At 59.3% G+C, this 19,732-nt stretch carries 17 protein-coding genes; all 17 read right to left on the bottom strand.

What is annotated here, in order from left to right; genetic code table 11:
• Window positions 1-188: 188 nt before the first annotated feature.
• Window positions 189-638: a flagellar export protein FliJ gene (gene fliJ, locus ACOZK9_RS23805; protein WP_058413192.1), complete on the bottom strand. Its 450-nt coding sequence runs from the start codon at window positions 636-638 to the stop codon at window positions 189-191.
• A 3-nt stretch (window positions 639-641) separates the two neighbouring features.
• The gene (gene fliI / locus ACOZK9_RS23800) at window positions 642-2,000 is read right to left on the bottom strand and encodes a flagellar protein export ATPase FliI (RefSeq protein ID WP_058413193.1); all 1,359 of its coding nucleotides are present in this window, start codon (window positions 1,998-2,000) and stop codon (window positions 642-644) included.
• On the bottom strand, window positions 1,990-2,760 hold the full coding sequence (fliH, locus tag ACOZK9_RS23795; RefSeq protein ID WP_152746823.1) for a flagellar assembly protein FliH: 771 nt from the start codon (window positions 2,758-2,760) through the stop codon (window positions 1,990-1,992). The genes fliI and fliH overlap by 11 nt, the downstream gene beginning before the upstream one ends.
• Before the next feature lie 10 nt (window positions 2,761-2,770).
• Entirely contained in the window at window positions 2,771-3,790 is a 1,020-nt protein-coding gene (gene fliG / locus ACOZK9_RS23790) for a flagellar motor switch protein FliG (protein ID WP_048720872.1), read from the bottom strand.
• Complete coding sequence (gene fliF, locus ACOZK9_RS23785; RefSeq protein ID WP_058413195.1) at window positions 3,783-5,558, bottom strand: flagellar basal-body MS-ring/collar protein FliF; 1,776 nt, start codon at window positions 5,556-5,558, stop codon at window positions 3,783-3,785. Before fliF ends, fliG begins: the two co-directional genes overlap by 8 nt.
• Before the next feature lie 16 nt (window positions 5,559-5,574).
• Complete coding sequence (gene fliE / locus ACOZK9_RS23780; protein ID WP_058413196.1) at window positions 5,575-5,904, bottom strand: flagellar hook-basal body complex protein FliE; 330 nt, start codon at window positions 5,902-5,904, stop codon at window positions 5,575-5,577.
• Window positions 5,905-6,035: 131 nt separating this feature from the next.
• Window positions 6,036-7,415: a sigma-54-dependent transcriptional regulator gene (locus tag ACOZK9_RS23775; RefSeq protein ID WP_122250252.1), complete on the bottom strand. Its 1,380-nt coding sequence runs from the start codon at window positions 7,413-7,415 to the stop codon at window positions 6,036-6,038.
• Between the two features lie 7 nt (window positions 7,416-7,422).
• Window positions 7,423-8,634, bottom strand: coding sequence for a sensor histidine kinase (locus tag ACOZK9_RS23770; RefSeq protein WP_421556697.1), 1,212 nt, complete (start codon window positions 8,632-8,634; stop codon window positions 7,423-7,425).
• A gap of 109 nt (window positions 8,635-8,743) precedes the next feature.
• Window positions 8,744-10,219, bottom strand: a complete 1,476-nt coding sequence (locus ACOZK9_RS23765) for a sigma-54 dependent transcriptional regulator (RefSeq protein WP_058413198.1) — start codon at window positions 10,217-10,219, stop codon at window positions 8,744-8,746.
• Between the two features lie 168 nt (window positions 10,220-10,387).
• The gene (gene fliT, locus ACOZK9_RS23760) at window positions 10,388-10,684 is read right to left on the bottom strand and encodes a flagellar protein FliT (protein ID WP_058413199.1); all 297 of its coding nucleotides are present in this window, start codon (window positions 10,682-10,684) and stop codon (window positions 10,388-10,390) included.
• Between the two features lie 29 nt (window positions 10,685-10,713).
• Entirely contained in the window at window positions 10,714-11,118 is a 405-nt protein-coding gene (fliS, locus tag ACOZK9_RS23755; protein ID WP_058413200.1) for a flagellar export chaperone FliS, read from the bottom strand.
• Window positions 11,119-11,254: 136 nt separating this feature from the next.
• A complete protein-coding gene (gene fliD, locus ACOZK9_RS23750) occupies window positions 11,255-12,655 on the bottom strand; it encodes a flagellar filament capping protein FliD (RefSeq protein WP_152749455.1) in 1,401 nt (466 codons plus the stop codon).
• An 80-nt stretch (window positions 12,656-12,735) separates the two neighbouring features.
• Window positions 12,736-13,086: a flagellar protein FlaG gene (locus tag ACOZK9_RS23745; RefSeq protein WP_058413202.1), complete on the bottom strand. Its 351-nt coding sequence runs from the start codon at window positions 13,084-13,086 to the stop codon at window positions 12,736-12,738.
• A 76-nt stretch (window positions 13,087-13,162) separates the two neighbouring features.
• Complete coding sequence (locus ACOZK9_RS23740) at window positions 13,163-14,587, bottom strand: flagellin N-terminal helical domain-containing protein (protein WP_058413203.1); 1,425 nt, start codon at window positions 14,585-14,587, stop codon at window positions 13,163-13,165.
• 266 nt (window positions 14,588-14,853) lie between these two features.
• Window positions 14,854-15,783 carry a ketoacyl-ACP synthase III gene (locus ACOZK9_RS23735; protein ID WP_058413204.1) on the bottom strand — a complete coding sequence of 310 codons (930 nt, stop codon included), beginning with the start codon at window positions 15,781-15,783 and terminating at the stop codon, window positions 14,854-14,856.
• Between the two features lie 301 nt (window positions 15,784-16,084).
• Complete coding sequence (locus ACOZK9_RS23730; protein WP_058413205.1) at window positions 16,085-17,662, bottom strand: flagellar hook-associated protein 3; 1,578 nt, start codon at window positions 17,660-17,662, stop codon at window positions 16,085-16,087.
• A 14-nt stretch (window positions 17,663-17,676) separates the two neighbouring features.
• A complete protein-coding gene (gene flgK, locus ACOZK9_RS23725) occupies window positions 17,677-19,722 on the bottom strand; it encodes a flagellar hook-associated protein FlgK (protein WP_421556690.1) in 2,046 nt (681 codons plus the stop codon).
• Window positions 19,723-19,732 lie beyond the last annotated feature (10 nt).

The following is a 19,732-nucleotide window of genomic DNA, read 5'->3' as shown; positions in this document are numbered from 1 at the left end:
TCGGGTCCTTTCAAAAGTGACCCGCTGTAAGAGCGGAACCGATACAAGCCATAAACTCAATAACGGATATGCACTCAACACCAAAAGCCAAGAACCTGAATAAAATCCAATAAAAACAATAAGTCATTTGTAGTTTGATAGGAGCTGGTTTGCTCCTAAAAAAAGCAAAAGAAGATCCGCGGTGCTGGCTAAAACTGTTCTTGGCGAGGCAGTCGTTGCGATAGCTCATCCAGCAACTTTTGCTCGCGTTTGTCTTCAATCGCCCGCGCTTCGTCGATATAGCGCTGCACCAGTTTGCGCAAACCCTCGACCCGGGCGAACGCCTGCTGCCAGCCCTCACGCGCTTTATCAAGGTTGTTCTGGTGCCAGGCCAGGCTCTGGCGCTGTTGGCCGACGGCGGTTTCCAGCTGGTTGAGAAAGCCCTGGTAACCCATCAGCCATTGGCCCGACACGCCCTTGCTGCCACGGTCGATCCACTGCTGCTGGTACTCACCGCGAAAGCGCTCCAGGTCGCCGAGCTTGCTTTCCGCCAACCGTACCTGGCCCTGAAAGTAACCCAGCCGCTGAACCGCAGCTTTCTCGGCCTTTTCGGCCATGTCCACCACCGGAGCCAAGCGCGACGCACGCGTACTGGCCATACCTTAACCGCCTGGCGCCGGGGCGAAGATCGAGCCCAAGTGCGCTTCGCTTTCGCCCATGCTGATTTTGTCGTTGAGCCCTTGGCGCAGATAGGTCACCAATTGCGGCTGCAAGGCAATCGCCAGGTCAGTCTCACGGTCGCCACCCGCCACGTAGGCGCCAACACTGATCAGGTCGCGGCTCTGCTGATAACGCGACCACAACTGCTTGAATTGCTGCGCCCGGGCCATGTGTTCCGGCGTGACCACCGCGGGCATCACCCGGCTGATCGACGCTTCGATGTCGATGGCCGGGTAGTGCCCCTCCTCCGCCAGGCGCCGCGACAGCACGATGTGCCCGTCGAGTACACCGCGCGCCGAGTCGGCAATCGGGTCTTGCTGGTCGTCGCCTTCGGACAGCACCGTATAAAACGCGGTGATCGAACCACCGCCCGCCTCGGCGTTACCGGCGCGCTCGACCAGCTTGGGCAGCTTGGCAAACACCGACGGCGGATAGCCTTTGGTGGCGGGTGGCTCGCCGATAGCCAGGGCGATTTCCCGCTGGGCCTGGGCGAAACGTGTGAGCGAATCCATCAGCAACAGAACATTCTTGCCCTTGTCGCGAAAATATTCGGCGATACGCGTGCAGTACATGGCGGCGCGCAACCGCATCAGCGGCGCATCGTCGGCTGGCGAGGCCACCACTACCGAGCGTTTGAGGCCTTCTTCGCCGAGGCTGTGCTCAATGAACTCCTTGACCTCGCGGCCCCGTTCACCAATCAGCCCGACCACGATGATGTCGGCTTCGGTAAAGCGCGTCATCATGCCAAGCAATACCGATTTACCCACGCCGGTACCGGCGAACAGGCCCAGACGCTGGCCGCGGCCGACCGTCAATAATCCGTTGATGCTGCGAATACCCACGTCCAGCGGCTGGCTGATGGGGTTACGTTTAAGCGGGTTGATGGTCGGGCCGTCCATCGGCACCCAATCTTCGGCTTTCATGCTGCCCTTGCCGTCCAACGCGCGCCCGGCACCGTCCAACACGCGGCCCAGCATGCTCATGCCCATGGGCAGGCGGCCAGTGTCGGCCAACGGCACCACGCGCGCGCCGGGGGCAATGCCCGCCAGGCTGCCGACCGGCATCAGGAAAATCTTGCTGCCGGAAAAGCCCATCACTTCAGCTTCGACCTGCATCGGGTGGTAGCTGTCGTCGTTGATTACCATGCAACGGCTGCCCATCGCGGCGCGCAGCCCTTCGGCTTCGAGGGTCAGGCCAACCATGCGCAACAGGCGCCCTTCGAGGATCGGCTGGCCGGGCAACACGGTGGCCTCGGCGTAGCTGCTCAGGCGCTTGGCGAAGCTGGTGCGGTCAAGGCGCATCGGTGGCGTCCAGGTCAACGCTCAGGTCGGGTTCGGTCGGGTTAAGGGCCTGCTCGTGCTGTTGGTCGAGCAGCTTGGCCATGATCTGGGTGATGCGCGTTTCAACGGTCGCATCGATGCGGCTGTGTTCGGTCTCGACGCGGCAACCGCCGGGCTGCAGCGACGCGTCTTCGACAATCCGCCAGGTTTCTTCATGGCGCTCACGCAGGGCTTTGACCTGTTCGAAGTCCTGCGGGTTGATGTACAACCGCACATTGCCGACGCCCAGCGGCAATAGCTTGAGGGCTTCGCGCATCACGCTTTCGATTTGGCTGGAATCAAGCACCAGTTCGCGCTGGATGACCTGGCGCGTAATATGCTCGACCAGGCCGACCATGGCTTTTTCGATGGTCGAATCCTGCTCGGCAATCGGCTCGAACAAACTGCCCATCAGGCGCTCCAGGCTGGCCAGCTTGACGCTCAACGCAACCTCGGCTTCCTGGCGGACCTTGAGCGTGGTGCTGCGAAAACCGTCTTTTTCACCCGCCGTAAAGCCTTCGTTGTAGGCCTCCTGGCGGATGCTTTCCAACTCTTCCAGGGTCAGTGGCTGGACTTCGTCCAGCGGCACTTCTTCCATTTCCGCAGGCGGCACTTCAACCGGTTCAGGCTCGGGTTCGGGTTCGGGTTGGTGCGGATCAAAACTGGGCAACGACCAAACGTCGAACCCGCCGACATCCCGCGCACGAATCAGGTCGCTGGGTGCCTCATCTTTGCTCGACATGTGCAGCGCCTTAAATCATTTCTTCGCCGCCCTTCCCGCCGAGAACGATTTCTCCGGCTTCGGCCATACGGCGGGCAATCGTGAGGATTTCCTTCTGGGCGGTTTCCACATCGCTGACGCGCACCGGGCCTTTGGCCTCCAGGTCGTCGCGCAACAGTTCGGAAGCACGCTTGGACATGTTCTTGAAGATCTTCTCTTTGACGCCTTCGTCGGAGCCCTTGAGTGCGAGTACCAGCACATCGGAGGAGACCTCGCGCAGCAACGCCTGAATGCCACGGTCGTCGACATCGGAGAGGTTGTTGAACACGAACATGAGGTCTTCGATCTGGCCGGACAGCGTGTCGTCGATCTCGCGGATCGAGTCCATCAGTTGGCCTTCGACCGAGCTGTCGAGGAAGTTCATGATGTCGGCCGCGCGCTTGATACCACCCAAGGTAGTACGCGAGGCATTCGAATTGCCCGAGAACTGCTTCTCGAGAATCGTATTGAGTTCTTTCAGCGCCGCTGGCTGCACAGTGTTCAGCGACGACACGCGCAGAATGATGTCGAGGCGCACTTTATGGTCGAAATGGCCAAGCACTTCGCCCGCCTGGTCAGGGTCGAGGTAGGCCACCACGATGGCCTGGATCTGCGGGTGCTCGTAGCGGATCACGTCCGCCACGGCGCGCGGCTCCATCCATTTAAGGCTGTCGAGGCCGCTGGTGTTGCCACCCAGCAGGATACGGTCGATCAGGCCATTGGCTTTGTCTTCGCCCAACGCAGACGTCAGCATTTTGCGGATATAGCTGTCGGAGCCGACACCCAGGCTGGTCTGGTCGCCGACGATCTCGACGAACTCGCTCATCACCTGTTCGACTTGCTCGCGGTGCACATTGCGCATTTGCGCCATGGCCACGCCCACTCGCTGAACCTCTTTGGGGCCCATGTGGCGCAGCACTTGTGCGGCGTCGGTTTCACCCAGGGACAGCAGCAATACTGCGGCTTTATCGACCTTGGTGAGTTTGGCAACAGCGGCTCGACTATCACTCATCTGCGTTAATCCACTCTTTCACGACCTGAGCCACACGGCCCGGGTCTTCTGCCACCAGACTTTTGATTGCGTTCAACTGAGCGTCGTAACCTTCGCTCGGGCTAGGCAACAAAATGCTTTGCGGGCCACCGAGGCTGACACGGTCGTTGGCCAATTCGCCATCCAGGCCGCCCATGCCACCCAACTCCACGTCGCTGCCTGCCAGTGCAAGCTGCTTTTTGCCGTTGCCGGTGATGTTGTTCAGCACCGGGCGCAGCACGCCGAACACCAGCACCAAAATAAACAATACACCCAAAACTTGCTTGACGATGTCCCAGAACCACGGCTGCGTGTAGAACGCCGCTTCGGCGATCACTTCACCACGCTCGGCGGAGAACGGCATGTTGATCACACTGACGCTGTCGCCACGGCTGGCGTCAAAACCGACCGCGTCCTGCACCAGACGCGTGAAGCGCGCCAATTCATCGGCGGTCCACGGCGCACGGGTGACAGCCCCGTCAGCAGCGTTGACCTTGACCTGGTCATCGACCACCACCGACACCGACAGGCGATTGATACGGCCCTGTTGTTGCTTGGTGTGGCTGATGGAACGGTCGAGTTCGAAGTTCTTGGTCGACTGGTTACGCTTGTCTGCCGGGTACGGCGCAAGCATCGGCTGGCCGGTGGCCGGGTCCATAATCTGCTGGCCGTTGGCGTCGAGCAATGGCTGGCCAGCGGCAATAGCACCTGCGGTCGCGGCGGCGCCACCGGTGGTTTGCGGGGCGGTGGCCGGCGCTGGCGGCTGGTTGCTCAACGCACCCGGTACGCCTTGCGGGCCACTGCTGGCAGTGCGTTGTTCGCTGGTCGACTGTTCGCTGCGCAGGGCTGGCTGGTCCGGGTTGAACTGCTCGGACGTTGACTCGACGGCGCTGAAATCCACGTCGGCAGACACTTCAGCTTTGTAGCGGTCGTTGCCCAATACCGGCTGCAGAATGTTGTGCACGCGTTGGGTGAGCATGCTTTCCATGCGGCGGCTGTAGTCGAACTGCTTGCCGGCTTGGGTCAGTGCCGAATTTTCGGCCATGTCCGAGAGCAGGTTGCCCTTCTGGTCGACCACGGTGATTTGCGACTTGCTCAACTCGGGGACGCTGGTCGCCACCAGGTTGATGATAGCCAACACCTGACCAGGCTCCAACGAGCGGCCGGAGAACAATTCGACCAACACCGAGGCACTTGGCTTGCGTTCATCACGCACGAACACCGAGCTTTTCGGAATCGCCAAGTGCACGCGGGCGCCCTTGACGTTGTTCAGGCTCGAAATAGTGCGCGCCAGTTCGCCTTCCAGGCCACGACGATAGCGCGTGGCTTCCATGAACTGGCTGGTACCGAGCCCCTGGTCCTTGTCGAGAATTTCAAAACCGATATTGCTGTCGGACGGTGTCACGCCAGCGGCGGCGAGTTTCATCCGCGCACGCGCCACGTCATCGGCCTTGACCAGCAACGCACCGGAGTTAGGCTCCACGGTGTAGGCGATGTCGGCGGCGGCGAGGGTTTCCATGATCTGCTTGGAATCCATGCCCGCCAGGCTGCCATACAGTGGGCGGTAATCAGGTTGCTGCGACCACAGCACCACGGCAAAACCAATCGCCACGCTGGCAGCCAGGCCGACCATAAGGCCGACCTGACGCAACATGGTCATTTCGGAAAGGTTTTCCAGGAACGACAGCCCAAACAGCGGCGGCTTGCCGTCTGCTTTGGCGGGAGGGTTATCCACGACTGCTTCTGCCATGACTTAAATCTCGTCCTTAAACCGGCATCTGCATGATGTCTTGATACGCCTGAACCAGCTTGTTACGCACTTGGGTCAGGGCTTGAAAAGAAACGCTGGCCTTTTGCGACGCGACCATCACGTCGGTGAGGTCCACGCCGCTTTTACCAATTTCAAAGGCGGTCGACAGCTGATTCGAGGCTTGCTGGGTATCACTGACCTTATTGACGGCCTGACCGAGCATGTCGGCAAAACTGCTTTGGCCCAACGCTGGCGCTGGGGCGACGGATTTCGGTTGAGCCATGGCATCCATTTGCATGGAGCGCATATCCAACATTAACCGATTGAACTCAATACCTTGGCTCATGACCTTTTCTCTCCGACGACCTGCAATTTTTTGACACTACGCAGCGATTACTAAGGGAGGTAGCAACAAGGGTGCCAGCTCTGTAGCAACTCGTAAGAAAAGGCGACAAACCTTATCGGCGTTGTTACTGGTCAGGTTGCGAAAAGGTACGCTTCCACGTCCATTCCAGCGTCGCGCATCTGCGCCAGCTTGTAGCGCAGGGTGCGCGGGCTGATGCCCAGGCGCTCGGCGGCTTCTTTGCGGCGGCCGCGCTCGGCACGCAGGGTGTCGATGATCATCTGGAATTCGCGGCGGCGCAGATCGTCGCCCAAGGCACCGCCGGACTCGGCTTCAGTGGCCACCACCGGCGCCGGCGCCAGGCTCGGCAACGGCGCAGCGCCATTGCCCATGGCCAGGCAGAAGTCTTGAGGCTGAATCAGCCCACCCTGTTGCAGTATGAGCGCACGCTGGATGGCGTTATCCAGCTCGCGCACATTGCCAGGCCACGGGTAGCTGATCAGGCACGCCTGAGCCTCGGCCGACAGCCGCGCCTGGGCGTGCTTCATTTTTTTGACGTGGTTGTTCAGCAGGCGCTCGGCCAGCGGAATAATGTCTGCCGGGCGCTCGCGCAACGGCCGCCACGCCAGCGGAAACACCGAGAGCCGGTAGAACAAGTCCTCTCGAAAGCGCCCCGCCGCCACTTCGCCCGCCAAGTCGCGGTTGGTGGTGGCGACCACGCGAATGTCCAGCTGGATCGGCTTGCGCGCACCCACGCGCTCGACTTCGCGCTCCTGCAACACCCGCAGCAACTTGGCTTGCAGGCCCAGCGGCATTTCAGAGATTTCGTCGAGCAGGATAGTCCCGCCGTCCGCCTGTTCGAACTTGCCCGCCTGGGCCGCGATGGCGCCGGTGAACGAGCCCTTTTCATGGCCGAACAAGGTGGCTTCCAGCATGTTGTCGGGGATCGCCGCGCAGTTGATCGCGATAAACGGTTGTTTGGCGCGGTTCGATTGCTGATGGATATACCGCGCCAGCACTTCTTTACCGGTGCCCGACTCGCCGGAAATCAGCACAGTGGAATCGCTGCGCGCCACGCGGGCCGCCAGTTCGAGCAATTGTGCGCTGGCCTTTTCGAAGGCAATCGGGCCTTCGCCATCGGCCGCCGAAACCACGCCGAGGGCGTGCCGGGCAACCAGTTCAATCAAGGCTTTGGGTTCGAACGGTTTAACCAGGTAATCCGCTGCCCCCTGGCGCATGGCGTCCACCGCCCGCTCCACGGCGCCATGCGCGGTCATCAGCAACACCGGCAGTTGCGGCTGACGCGCACGCAGCAGGCCGAGTAACTGGTGGCCGTCCATGCCGGGCATGTTCACGTCGCTGACGACCAGGCTGAAAGGCTCTTGCTCAACCGCTTCCAGGGCCTCCTCGGCAGAACCGACCGCGCGGTAGTCATGGCCCGCCAACAGCAGCGTGTCAGCCAATGCTTCACGCAGGGCGCGATCGTCTTCCACCAACAAAACCTTGATAGCCATGTATCTTTTACTCCGCGCTCGCCGCGCCAGAAAACAGCGGCAAGGTCATCAATGCACAGGTGCCACGCCCCAACCGGGAATGCAGTTGCAATTCTCCCTGATGCGCACGCGCCACCGCCTTGACCACGGTCAGGCCGAGGCCAGTACCGTTGGTTTTGGTGGTGAAAAACGGTTCGCCCAAGCGCCGCAGCACCGCAGGCTCGATGCCGCTGCCGCTGTCGCTGATGCACAGGCGCAGGGTCTGCTCGCGGCGGTAGACATGCACCTTGAGCCGCGCGCCCGGCCCGCTGGCCTGGGTGGCGTTTTCAATCAGGTTGAGCAACGCGCCGACCAGCGTGTCGCGGTTGCACAACAGCTCGCCGAGGTGGCTGTCGCACTGCCAGCGCACGCTCACATCCTGGATATGCGTGGCCGCCGCCGCTTGCAGCGCCTGCATCAGCTCAGCCGGGGTGATGCGGTCGGTCAGCGGCAATTCGCCGCGGGCAAACACCAGCATGTCGCGCACCTGGTGCTCCAACTCATGCAGGCGTTCCTTGAGCCGACCGGCAAAGCGCTGGTGCGTCGCCGCCGGCAACTGCTCGTCAGTCAAATGACTGGCGTAGATCAATGCCGCCGACAACGGCGTACGAATCTGATGCGCCAAAGAAGCGACCATCCGGCCTAACGACGATAAGCGCTCATGCCGCGCCAATTGGTCTTGCAGGTGGCGGGTTTCCGTCAGGTCGTTGAGCAGCACCAGTTGGCCGGGCTCGGCGTCAAGGGAACGGGTGGCGATCGACAGACGGCGGCCGTCCTTAAGGGAGATCTCGTGCCCGTCGTCCTCTCGCGGCGCAAAGCAACGCGTGATCACGTGGCGCCACAGCTCGCCTTCAAGCGGTTCGCCGAGCAAGTCGCGCGCGGCCGGGTTGGCTTCGCGAACCCGGCCCATTTCATCAATAACAATGACGCCACCGGGCAACAGGTCGAGCAGGTTTTGCAGACGGTTGGCCAGGCGCTCTTTCTCGGCCAGCTCTTGCATGCGCTGGGCACTGACCACCGCCAGCTCGCCTTTAAGCTCGGAAACCCGGGCTTCAAGCAAGCTGTAGGAGTCAGTCAGTTGGCTGGAGATGTGATTGAACTGCGAGAACGCCTGCTCAAGGCCATGCGGGCTGAGCTGCTCTACAGTCGGAACAGGCCCCAAAATATCAGGGGCCGAAGATAGATGGGCGGCGTGGGGCATCATGCTTCTCGCTTGGCTGACCGTCAGTTAAACGGAACGTTACGAGGGCTGTAGCAATACCCGTGCCTAAAAAAAACGGCTTATATTTCAGTCGGTTGAAAAACAGGCGTCAATCATCCGCCTGTTCATCACCTTCGCGACGGCTCATACCGTACTTGCGCATCTTCTCAACCAGCGTGGTTCGACGGATGCGCAAGCGCTCTGCGGCACGCGCCACGATACCGTTGGCATCGTCCAGCGCCTGCTGAATCAGGCCTTGTTCCAGGCTACCGAGGTAGTCTTTCAAGTCCAGGCCTTCGGGGGGCAGCATGGCGGTTGAACCAAAGTCCGGCGTATTGCCGTTAATCGCCACACGCTCTTCCAGGTCACTGCGCAGGCTGTCGACCAATTGCTCGTCTTCGTCGTCGACGTAGCGGAATTTCTTCGGCAACTCGACCACGCCGATCACCCCGTACGGGTGCATGATCGCCATGCGCTCTACAAGGTTGGCCAGTTCACGCACGTTGCCCGGCCAGCCGTGGCGGCACAGGGACATGATTGCCGCCGAATTGAAACGAATCGAGCCGCGCTTTTCGTGTTCCATGCGCGAAATCAGTTCGTTCATCAGCAACGGGATGTCTTCGACGCGCTCACGCAGCGGGGCCATCTCGATCGGGAATACGTTGAGGCGGTAGTACAAGTCTTCGCGAAAGCTGCCCACCTCGATCATGCTTTCGAGGTTCTTGTGCGTGGCAGCGATGATGCGCACGTCAACGCTCTGGGTCTTGTTGCTGCCCACGCGCTCAAACGTGCGTTCCTGCAAGACGCGCAGCAATTTGACCTGCATCGGCAGCGGCATGTCGCCGATTTCGTCGAGGAACAGCGTGCCGCCGTTGGCCAGCTCAAAACGCCCGGCACGGCTGGTGATCGCGCCGGTGAAGGCGCCCTTCTCGTGGCCGAACAGTTCGCTTTCGAGCAGCTCTGCCGGGATCGCCCCGCAGTTGACCGGCACAAACGGCCCGTCGCGACGCTTGGAGTGATAATGCAGGTTGCGCGCGACCACTTCCTTGCCGGTGCCGGATTCGCCGAGGATCAGCACGCTGGCGTCGGTATCGGCCACTTGCTGCATCATCTGGCGCACGTGCTGGATCGCACGGCTGGTGCCGACGAGGCTGCGGAACAAATTGGGTTCGCGGTGACGGCCACGCTCACGGGCCTGATCGTACATCTCGCGATAGACCTGGGCGCGGTGCAGGGAGTCGAGCAATTTGCTGTAGCTGGGCGGCATTTCCAGGGTGGAAAGCACGCGACGGCGCTGGTCTTCCGGCAGGTCGACAGAAGAAATATCGCCCATTAGCAACACGGGAAGGAACTCATCCCAGGTTGACAGTGTCTTTAACAAGCCCAAAACGGCGCCAGGAGCGTTTACAGTCCCGATCAGTACACAAATGACTTCACGGCTCGATGACAACGAGCTGACAGCCTGCTGCCAGTCCTGGCTGCCGCAGGGCAAATTTTCTTCGCCAAGAAAATTCAAAATCACCGCTAAATCACGGCGGCGGACGCTATCGTCATCGATCAGCAGAATTTTGGTTTCACGCCACATGCAATAGCAACTTCCCTAGTAAAACTTCCTGCCCGGTGTCAGGGCAATCGAGACGGCTGTAGGACTTCTTAATCTATAGACGCCTGAAATCTGAAAACAACACTAGTTAAGTCAAAAACTCTGGCACAGTCAAATATATGACGCGCCGATCGGTTTAACCGTGCCCGTTCAACCGAACAGATGGTAAACCTTTGACGCACTTTTCGCTTGGTTGATCTGCGACATCTCTTCGAAAATCGCCTGGCGCTCGCCCGTCGTCACTTCCAGCAGTTGCTGATACACCGCCAGCAAACTTTCCAGCTTCTCGCGCAGCGCACCCTCGTCTACCGGCGCTTCGCTGAGCACGTCTTCGATCACGTTGCGGCAACCCAGGTCCAGTTCGCCGATAGCGTCCCAGTTGCGTTGCGCGAGCGCGCCGATCAGCGCTTCACGGGTTTCATCAATGCGTTGCAGTGCGTGGCTCATGACGGGTTCCTCAAGGCCTGCGGCCTTTATTATTGTGCGGCGCCTTGGGGGGAAGCGATAGCATCCCAACCTTGTTTTACGGTAATCATCAAACGCGCGACTTCGTCGATCATGTCGGCATCGTTGTGCAGGTTAGCTTCCATTAAGCGGTTGGTCATGTACACGTAGAGGTTTTCCAACTGGTGCACATACGCCTTATCGTCGCTTTTTTCGGCGTTGAGACCGTCGCGCAGGCCGATCACGATGTCGGTGGCCTTGCCCAGCATCAGGCCTTTCTGAGCGATGTCACCACGCGCCAGTGCACCTTTGGCCTGAGCCATACGGTCCAGCCCACCTTCCATCAGCATCTGCACCAGCCGATGCGGGCTGGCCTCAGAGATCTGGGCGTGGGAATTGACCTTTTGGTACTGGCGAAGGGCTCTCATGGCGTTCATATTTCTACCTCGTGACCGGCGACAACGTAAAAGATTCTAGTAACCTTTATGTCGACGGTATCGCACAAAACTTTAATGGTTTGAACCTCAAAAAAAAGCCCAGGCCAATGGCCCGGGCTTTTTTACACGCGCTCAATCAGCTGTTTTTGTCATTGTTCAAGGCATTGAGGGTGCCAAGAATGTTACTGCTCTGTTGACGCAAGCTTGCCACCAGGGAGTCCATGGAAGCGTACTTGCTGGTCAAACTGGTCTGCAATGCCGCGCTGCGTTCGTCCAGCGCAGACTGCTGCTTGCTCAGGTCTGTGAGGCTTTCAGACAGCGACGCCGAACGGGTGGCAAAAATGCCGGTACTCGGCTTGGCATAGTCGTCCGTTGCCGCCGTCATGCGCGCCAACAAACCGGTCTTGCCAGTGAAAATACTGGTGATGTCCGCGGCATTGGTCAGCGCCGCAGCGCCCCACTTCTTATCGTCAATGGTCAGCAAGCCTGTGCTCTGGTCAGTGCTGATACCAAACTGCGCCAGCGACTTCAGGGTACCGCTACCGGACAACGCATTAAACTCATTGCGCAGGGCCGACTGCAACGTGCGCAGGGTCGGATCACCGGTCAGCGTCGCGGCTACGGAGTTACCCGAGGCATCCTTGGTCACAGCGGTTTCGGTGTTCATCGCTTTGAGCAGGGCGTTGTAGGTATCGACAAAGCCCTTGACCCCAGACTTCAAGGCGGTGGTACTGGTGCTGACTGAAATAGTCACGGCCGTACGCTTCGGGTTTTCAGTTTGATCATTGGTGGTAACTGTCGGCGATACCGTCAACAACTTGATGCTGATGCCACTCACCGCATCGGCGATGTTGTTGGTCTTCGACTCAGCAGCAATCCCGTCAATCGTGTACTTGGCGTTCTGCGGCGGGCTGACCACCGTATAGCCTGTATCAATCCCGGAGTTGCCCGACATTGTGATGTCCGAACCCACACCACCGTTTGTCGAGGTAAGGATCAGCCGTGAACCGCTGGAGTCGGTCAGGATGTTGGCACTGAGCCCGGCAGTGGAGAACTGCGAGTTGATCGAGTCACGCACCTGCTGAAGCGTCGCGTTAGGCGGTACGCTCAGGTCGTAATTCTTGCCCGACTGGCTCATTGTCAGCGTGGTTGCTGTCGTCGTTTTATTCACAACCGTGGTCTGGCCAGCCGCAAAACTGACAGTCGACAGTTTGGAGGGCGTGGCCAACTGGTTGACCACCAGCGAGAACGAGCCGTTGGACGCACCGGCACCGGCCGTCATGGTCGCCACGGCCTCATTGGACGAGGTGCCGGTCAAGCCACTGAAGCTATTGTCGGTACCCATCGTGGTAAGGGCACCGCGAAACGCGTCCAATGCCGCCTGAATTTTGCCGATCGACGACAGCGTGGTGGTCGCTTTTTGCGACTGGCTGTTGATTTGCAGCTGCTTGGGCGCTTTATCAGCATTCACCAGGGATGTCACAATCGACTGGGTATCGATACCCGAACCGACACCGCTAACCGTTGTACCCGCCATCATCTTTCTCCTTATCAGGCGCTGCCGTTATCTTGACGAACACCCGTTCAAGACAAACCAGCAACACGTTTCATGCCAGCTCAGGCCTGTTCGTCAAACAACATATGACTGGCGCTCGCCAGGTTCTGTGCCAACTTCAGGGCCGTCTCTGAGGGAATCTGGCGAATAACTTCACCGCTGTCAGTGGCAATCACTTTGACGACCACCTGATGGGTGGAGTCATCAATCGAAAAATCCAGCTGACGCTGGTTCGCTTGTACGAATTCTCGCATGTCGGTGACCGCTTTTTCCAGATCCGCCCGTGCAGGCTCTCCCTGGGAAGGCGTGGTCGCCTCGACTTTGCTTTTGTCTTTATCAGCAACCACCGGGGCAGCTGCGCTTTGAGGTGCAACCGGCGGATAAGACTGGTTCAGCTTTACACTCATGTCCATGTCCAATCTCCTCAACAACCGAAAAGACGAAAAGGGCACGTAAACGCGCCCTTCCGTCCGTTACTCAGCGCCGTTATTACTGAAGCAGCTTCAGTACAGCGGATGGCAGTTGGTTGGCTTGCGACAGGATCGCAGTAGAAGCCGACTGCAGGGTTTGTTGCTTGGTCAGCTCCGCTGTTTCAGCAGCGAAGTCAGTGTCCATGATGGTCGAACGTGCAGCGGTGGAGTTCTTCTGAATGTTGGTCAGGTTGTCTACAGTAGTTGCCAGACGGTTCTGCACAGCACCCAGGCCCGAACGGCTGCTGTCGATGCCGCTGATAGCGCCGTCGATTACCGCGATAGCGGCCTGTGCGTTGAAAGCACTGGTCACGTCGGTCGAAGCAACAGTGGTCTTGGTCGAGGCAATGGTAGTCACACCAGTGCCAGCGAACAGGCCAGTTACGCCGGCGCCGTTCAACGAGTAGCCTTTGGAAGAGTCCAGGTCGACTGCACCAGTAGCGATCAGGCCGTCGGCCACAGCAACAGCAGCACCGTAAACGCCCTTGCCATCTTTGGTTGCAACAGTGATCGAGCCAGCATCGGTCGAAGCGCTGAAACCAATGTTCTCACCTGTATCGGACTTAACCGACAGAGTGCCTTTGGATTCGTCGAAGTTAACGCTGATGCCGAGCTTGGCAGCGTTGGACTTCAACTGGTCAGCCAGGTTGGCAGTGTTGGTTACGCCGGTGAACGTGGTGGCCTGGCCACCAATGGTCATGGTGAACGAAGCCGGGGTAGTTGCCGCGGCAGCGCCGACGGTGAACTGAGCTTCAGTGCTGGCGGTAGCCGACAGGCCGCCTACAGCGCCGGTCAATTGGCTGGCGATGGTTTTGGCCGAAGCACCTGCTGCTACAGTGATGCTGGCAGACTGGCCGTTGCCGGTCACGCCGATCACGCCGCCTGCAACACCGGTGGTGCTAGGTGCAACGCCGACGCTTTTGATCTGCTGCGAACCAATGTTGTTGGCTGCAACGTTGTCCAGGCTCAGGTTGATGGTTTCGTTGGCGTTGGCGCCGACCTGAATGGACTTGGTACCGTACGAACCGTCGAGCAGCTTTTGGCCGCCGAAGGTGGTGGTCTGGGAGATACGGGTCAGTTCCGAAGTCAGCGCCTGGTATTCGTCATTGTTCGAAGTACGGTCGGCGTCGCTCAGGGAACCGGTGGCCGAAGACAGGGCCAGGGTACGCATTTTTTGCAGAATGTCGGTCGAAGCCTGCATTGCGCCTTCAGCGGTTTGCGCAATGGAGGTACCATTGTTGGCGTTCTTGATCGCTTGGCCCAGGCCGTTGACTTGGCTGGTGATACGGTCGCCTTGTTGCAGAGCCGACGCGCCGTCTTTGGCACTGTTGATCTGCACGCCAGTGGACAGGCGCTGCATGGAGGTTTGCAGGGAGCTGGCAGCTTTGTTCAGGCCAACCTGGGTAGTGATGGAAGCAATGTTGGTGTTTACTGTTAAAGCCATGACGAAATCCTCGTGGGTTGTGTACTGCGGCTTCCGGCCCTGGCAACCGCCGGGTGTGGCCTGAGAACCTACGTAATAGTTATCGTCGTGAAAGCAGGTTGCTTGAGGGTTTTTTTGATTTTTTTTACTAGCAACAGGCCATCCCTTGTAATTCAAGGCCTTGCACCACCTCAAAACCGCGCAGCGCTTGGTTTTTCTGGCGCCAAATAAAAAACGCCCATGGCCTTTAGGCCATGGGCGTTTTTTTGTAGCGCGTCTTTAAGGCGTCACGGGCGATGCAGGATCGCCGAGCCCCAGGACAAACCCACCCCGAAACCACTGATCGCTACGCGCTTCCACGTAGAGTCGAGCATGTGCTTTTCCAGCAGCAGCGGAATGCTCGATGACACGGTATTACCGGTTTCGACCATGTCCTTGATGAACTTGTCTACGGGCGCGTCTTCGAACCGGCGGGCCACCGCGTCGACAATCGCGGCACTGCCTTGGTGAATGCAGAATGCGTCGATGTCGTCCGCCTTAAGCTGCGATTCGTTGAGCAGCTCGTGCAAATGCGCCGGCACCTTGAGCAAGGCGAAGTTGAACACTTGGCGGCCGTTCATGAAAAACACACCGTCACTGACCTTCAGGTGCGGCGCGCCGGAACCGTCAGTGCCGAACTTCGACTTGCCGAGCAACCACGGCGCGTCTTCGCCCATCCAGGTGGCCGTGGCGGCATCGCCAAAAAGCATGGTGGTATTGCGATCTTCCGGGTCGACGATCTTCGAATACGGGTCGGCGGTGATCAGCAGGCCGTTTTTCAGGCCGGTGGCTTCCATGAAGCCCTTCATCGCGTAAATACCGTAGACGTAGCCCGAGCAGCCCAGGGAAATATCGAACGCCGCTACGTGAGTCGGCAGGCCGAGCTTGTCCTGGACGATGGCTGCGGTATGCGGCAACCCTTCTTCGTCGCCATTTTGGGTGACCACGATCAACGCGTCGATTGACTCGCGCTTAAGCTGCGGGTTATTGGCGAACAAGGCATTCACCGCCTCCACGCAGAGATCGGAGGTTTCCTGCGTGGCATCCTTGCGCGGCAGGAACGCCGAACCGATCTTGCCAATGATGAAATCTTCATCCTTGGCGAATTTGGCACCCTGGGCGTAGTTATCGATCCCGTCTGCCGGCACGTAACTGGCGATGCTTTTTATGCCAATCATTGTGGCTTCCCAATACTAAATAGCTGGAGAACACCCCGCGATGCATATCGGGGGGTGCTGACAATAAAGGGGATAACCCCGCAAAAACCCGTCGAAAACCGCCTTTCTAGCCTGACGGCAGGCCGCCACAAAGACCTTGGCGACGACCTATCCTTTTCACACGATACAGTGAAGATGCGCGGTATGACTCACAGGTCACTCAATTTTGTACGCTTTGTGCGAAACCGATGCTTACACATACGCCAAAAACGAAAACGGCCCACCCCAGTTCGAGGTGAGCCGCTGGCTCGGCGCCGATCAATTACATCTTGTTGAACAGGCTCAACTGAGAGATTTTCACGAACGCCAGTTGCGAGGCTTGCAGCATGGTTTGCTGCAACGTGAGGTTGATCGCCGCCTGCGCCGTATCGACGTTGCCCAGGTCACTCATGGTGGTGGTGTTGGCCAAACCGATGCTGGTGTTCTCACTGGACTGTATATCCAGCGCATTTTGCCGCGCACCGACGGAGCCACGCACGTTGTCGACTTGGGAGCGCGAGTTCGCCAAGTTACCGACCGACGCATCCAAGACATCCTTGAGCTTGATGGTCGCCGTCGGATTACCGTCAGACGGCTGCTCCAGGGCGTGGCGCAGCTGACTCAGGGTATCCAATGCATTTTGGGTTTTCTGCGTGCTCGCACCGACGGCAAACTGGTCGCCGGTCTGCGGCGTGCCGTTGACATTAAAGGTCACCCCGGCCGCCGTGACGGTTGTACCGCCACCGGTGTCGCCACTGGCAATCGCCTTGCTGTTGGCGCTGTAAGGCTGGCTGAACACCTGATACGCCGTTGCGCTGGTAAATTTGATCAGCGCCCCGCTGTTGTTCGGGAAGGTACTGGCGTAATCGGCCTGGTTCGTCACGCTGGCGCCGGTCAGTTGCGCCGTCGAGGTGTTGCTCGGCGTACGCGAAATGCTGAAGGTGTCGGGCTTGCTTTGCAGGCTGAATGCACGGTCCTTGACCAGCGCATCAGAGTCGGCACCCGGCGCGGTTTCCCCAAGGTTCAGCGTAATATCAAACTTGACCCCGCGCAGGCTCACACTGGAGCTGCCTTCTTTGGTCGAATCGAACGTACCGTTACCCGACACCTCGGAGGTGACATCGACGTTGTTCTTGTCCAGCACCGTGTATTGCGTGCTGCTGGTGAAGGTCAGCTTGTAAGGCTGGCCATCGGCAAATTTGTTGGTGTAATCAGGGCCGGACGTCACTAACCCGGCAGACATCGACACCTTGCCGTCATTCACCGTCGGCGGTATCACTACTGCCTGGGTGCGGCTCGAATTCACCGCGCCTTCAAGAATGCTCTTGCCGGTATCACCGGCACTCACCCTCAGCGTGTCGGAAACCTGCAGGCTCAGCGGGGTTTCATCGCCCTGATAACTGTAGGTGCCGTCGTTGTTGCGGCTGTAGGGCGGGGTTTGGGTATTCGACCCGGCGAACAGATAATTGCCGGCGGAGTCTTTGCTGTTGAGCAAACCAAACACCTGGTTCTCAATGGCCCCCACTTCGCTGGCAATCGAGGTGCGGTCCGCATCGCTGATCGAGCCACCGGCGCGCAGCGCCAACTCACTGGCGCGCTGCAGTGCATCGTTGATCGAGCTCAGCACGCTTTCTTCGTTGGTCAGGGAGTTTTTCAAGCTGGTGATGTTGCCGTTGAACTGGCCCAGCATGTCTTTCTGCTGTTGCAGCATCAGCAAACGTGCCGCCGCGACCGGATCATCCGAAGCGGTTTGCACGCGTATGCCGGACGAAGCCTGATCCTGGGCCTGCACCACGCTGGAATAGTTCTCTTGATACTTGGCGGTACTGGTTTCGAAATACTGCTGTGTAGAAATGCGCATCGCACCAGACTCCCTTAAAGACTATTGATCAGCGTGCTGAAGGTTTCTTGCGCGGCTTTGATGATCTGAGACGACGCAGTGTAGTACTGCTGGAACCTGATCATGTTACTCGCCTCTTCGTCGAGGTTGACCTGCGACACCGAGTTGCGCGCGGTTTTGTTGGCCGTCAACACCGCGTTGGTCGCCGTGGTATCGGTAATCGCCGCCGCGGCTTTGGCACCCACGGTCGACACCAGGCGGCTGTTCGCCGACACCAGGCTCACCCCGCCACCGCTGCCGTCTGCCAGACCGACCGTGGCCTTGGTCTGCAAATTCAGCAGTTGCTGAGCGTTGCGGTTGTCGGACACGCCTGACGCATTGAACGAGAAACTGGTGCTGTCGTCTGCCGCCGGCGAGCCACCGACGGCGGTATCAAAACTGAAGCTCTTGGCCGGGCTGACCAATGCGCCGCTGGCATCACGCATCGGCACGCTGATAGTGATGTTGTTGCTTTGGCCGCGCACGATGCTGCCAGTGCCAATCGAGGCGCCCTGCGCATCGCTGATCGTGTAGGTCTGCGTGCCATCCGCCGCCGGCTTGCCAAACACCATTTTTACCGGCATCGAATTCTCGATCCCGGCGCGCAATTGGGCCGTATCGGTACCGCCATGGATGTCGATCGGCAGGGTCAGCGTCGGCGGCGTAAACGTGCCGGTGCCCTGGTTGCTCTTGCCGCTTTCACCGAGCAACGGCCCGGCAAACCCGAGTTTGTTGGCATCGGTAAGGTCGGTGCCGATGCTGCTGGCGCCATTCGCGGTCGGGCTGACCTTGAAGCTGTCGCCCGCAGCGATTGGCCCGTTGCCGTCCAGGGTCAGGGAAAAACCGTCCATCACCGGCGGCGGCGTAGTGCTGGTGTCGAACGCGCCCATGGCCTTGCCGTCGGAGCGCTGCACGGTGTATTGGCTGGCGCTGGTGAAGGTGACCTTGTAGTCGTAGGTCGACAGCTTGCTGGTGTCTTTGATCGTGACGTTCAAGTTGCCTGCGCCGGTGCTGTTGCTCGCCGAGCCCTGGCTACGCTGCGCGATGGCCGCCGCACTGTTGATGTCTTTGAACAGCGAGGAACCGAAGTCGCCGTTCAAGTCCAGGCCCTGGCCCAACTGACTGTTGACCGTGTCGGCGGTGGCAATCGCAATACGGCCCAGGTCATTGATGGCCGGCATCAACGCGTCGCTGCGATAACGCAACAGGCCGCCGATGCTGCCGCCGGTGAGTACGTTGCCGAGGTCTACGGCGGTGCCGCCGCCCACATTCAACTGAATGGTGTTCAGGCTGCCGTCGCTTTTACTCGGCACTGCGGAAATCGTGTTGGACTGATCACCGAGCACCAGCGACTGGCCGGTGCCGGTGCTGACGCTGAACACACCGTTTTTTTCACTGGCGGTCACGCCCACCAGCTCATTCAGTGAGCGCACCGCTTCGGTACGTGCATCCAGCAGGCTGGCCGGCGACGTGTTGCTCGCACCCTGCGCCTGAGTGATTTGCTTGTTGAGCGAGGCGATAGAAGACGTCAGTTGGTTGACCTGATCACTCATGGTCTTCAACTGGCCGTTGATCGTGTCTTTTTGCTGGTTCAACTGCGTGGAGATTGAGTTGAAGCGGTTGCTCAACGTCTGCGCGCTGGTCAGCAATACTTGCCGGGCAGACACGTCACTGGGGGTGGCCGCTGCCGTCTGTACCGCAGCAAAAAACGCGCTGAGCACCGAGGACATGCCGGTGGTCTTGTCTGACAGGGTTTTGTCGACGGCGCTGACCTGATCCGAGTAAGCCTTGGCGTCGCTGTTGAGCGAGGTGCTGTTCTGGTAGGCCGCGTCGAGAAAATCGTTATAAACGCGGCGCACATCCGCCAAGGTGGTGCCGCTGCCGATGTATACGCCATCAAAGGGGTTCGAAGCGCCCGCATTCTGGGTGGTCTGCTGACGCGAGTAGCCCGAGGTGTTGACGTTCGCGATGTTGTTACTCACGACCGACAACGACCCTTGAGCGGCATTCAGCCCCGACATCCCTATATTGAGCAAACTCATGGTTCAGACC

Source organism: Pseudomonas kitaguniensis (assembly GCF_049199985.1).
Classification (GTDB): Bacteria; Pseudomonadota; Gammaproteobacteria; order Pseudomonadales; family Pseudomonadaceae; genus Aquipseudomonas; species Aquipseudomonas kitaguniensis.
Note: the sequence above shows the minus strand (reverse complement) of the source record. Positions and strands in the feature narration are given on the sequence as shown.

Coding starts and splice junctions, on each gene's coding strand:
- fliJ (WP_058413192.1), bottom strand. CDS start 638: ATGGCCAGTACGCGTGCGTCGCGCTTGGCTCCGGTGGTGGACATGGCC.
- fliI (WP_058413193.1), bottom strand. CDS start 2,000: ATGCGCCTTGACCGCACCAGCTTCGCCAAGCGCCTGAGCAGCTACGCC.
- fliH (WP_152746823.1), bottom strand. CDS start 2,760: ATGTCGAGCAAAGATGAGGCACCCAGCGACCTGATTCGTGCGCGGGAT.
- fliG (WP_048720872.1), bottom strand. CDS start 3,790: ATGAGTGATAGTCGAGCCGCTGTTGCCAAACTCACCAAGGTCGATAAA.
- fliF (WP_058413195.1), bottom strand. CDS start 5,558: ATGGCAGAAGCAGTCGTGGATAACCCTCCCGCCAAAGCAGACGGCAAG.
- fliE (WP_058413196.1), bottom strand. CDS start 5,904: ATGAGCCAAGGTATTGAGTTCAATCGGTTAATGTTGGATATGCGCTCC.
- ACOZK9_RS23775 (WP_122250252.1), bottom strand. CDS start 7,415: ATGGCTATCAAGGTTTTGTTGGTGGAAGACGATCGCGCCCTGCGTGAA.
- ACOZK9_RS23770 (WP_421556697.1), bottom strand. CDS start 8,634: ATGCCCCACGCCGCCCATCTATCTTCGGCCCCTGATATTTTGGGGCCT.
- ACOZK9_RS23765 (WP_058413198.1), bottom strand. CDS start 10,219: ATGTGGCGTGAAACCAAAATTCTGCTGATCGATGACGATAGCGTCCGC.
- fliT (WP_058413199.1), bottom strand. CDS start 10,684: ATGAGCCACGCACTGCAACGCATTGATGAAACCCGTGAAGCGCTGATC.
- fliS (WP_058413200.1), bottom strand. CDS start 11,118: ATGAACGCCATGAGAGCCCTTCGCCAGTACCAAAAGGTCAATTCCCAC.
- fliD (WP_152749455.1), bottom strand. CDS start 12,655: ATGGCGGGTACAACGGTTAGCGGTGTCGGTTCGGGTATCGATACCCAG.
- ACOZK9_RS23745 (WP_058413202.1), bottom strand. CDS start 13,086: ATGGACATGAGTGTAAAGCTGAACCAGTCTTATCCGCCGGTTGCACCT.
- ACOZK9_RS23740 (WP_058413203.1), bottom strand. CDS start 14,587: ATGGCTTTAACAGTAAACACCAACATTGCTTCCATCACTACCCAGGTT.
- ACOZK9_RS23735 (WP_058413204.1), bottom strand. CDS start 15,783: ATGATTGGCATAAAAAGCATCGCCAGTTACGTGCCGGCAGACGGGATC.
- ACOZK9_RS23730 (WP_058413205.1), bottom strand. CDS start 17,662: ATGCGCATTTCTACACAGCAGTATTTCGAAACCAGTACCGCCAAGTAT.
- flgK (WP_421556690.1), bottom strand. CDS start 19,722: ATGAGTTTGCTCAATATAGGGATGTCGGGGCTGAATGCCGCTCAAGGG.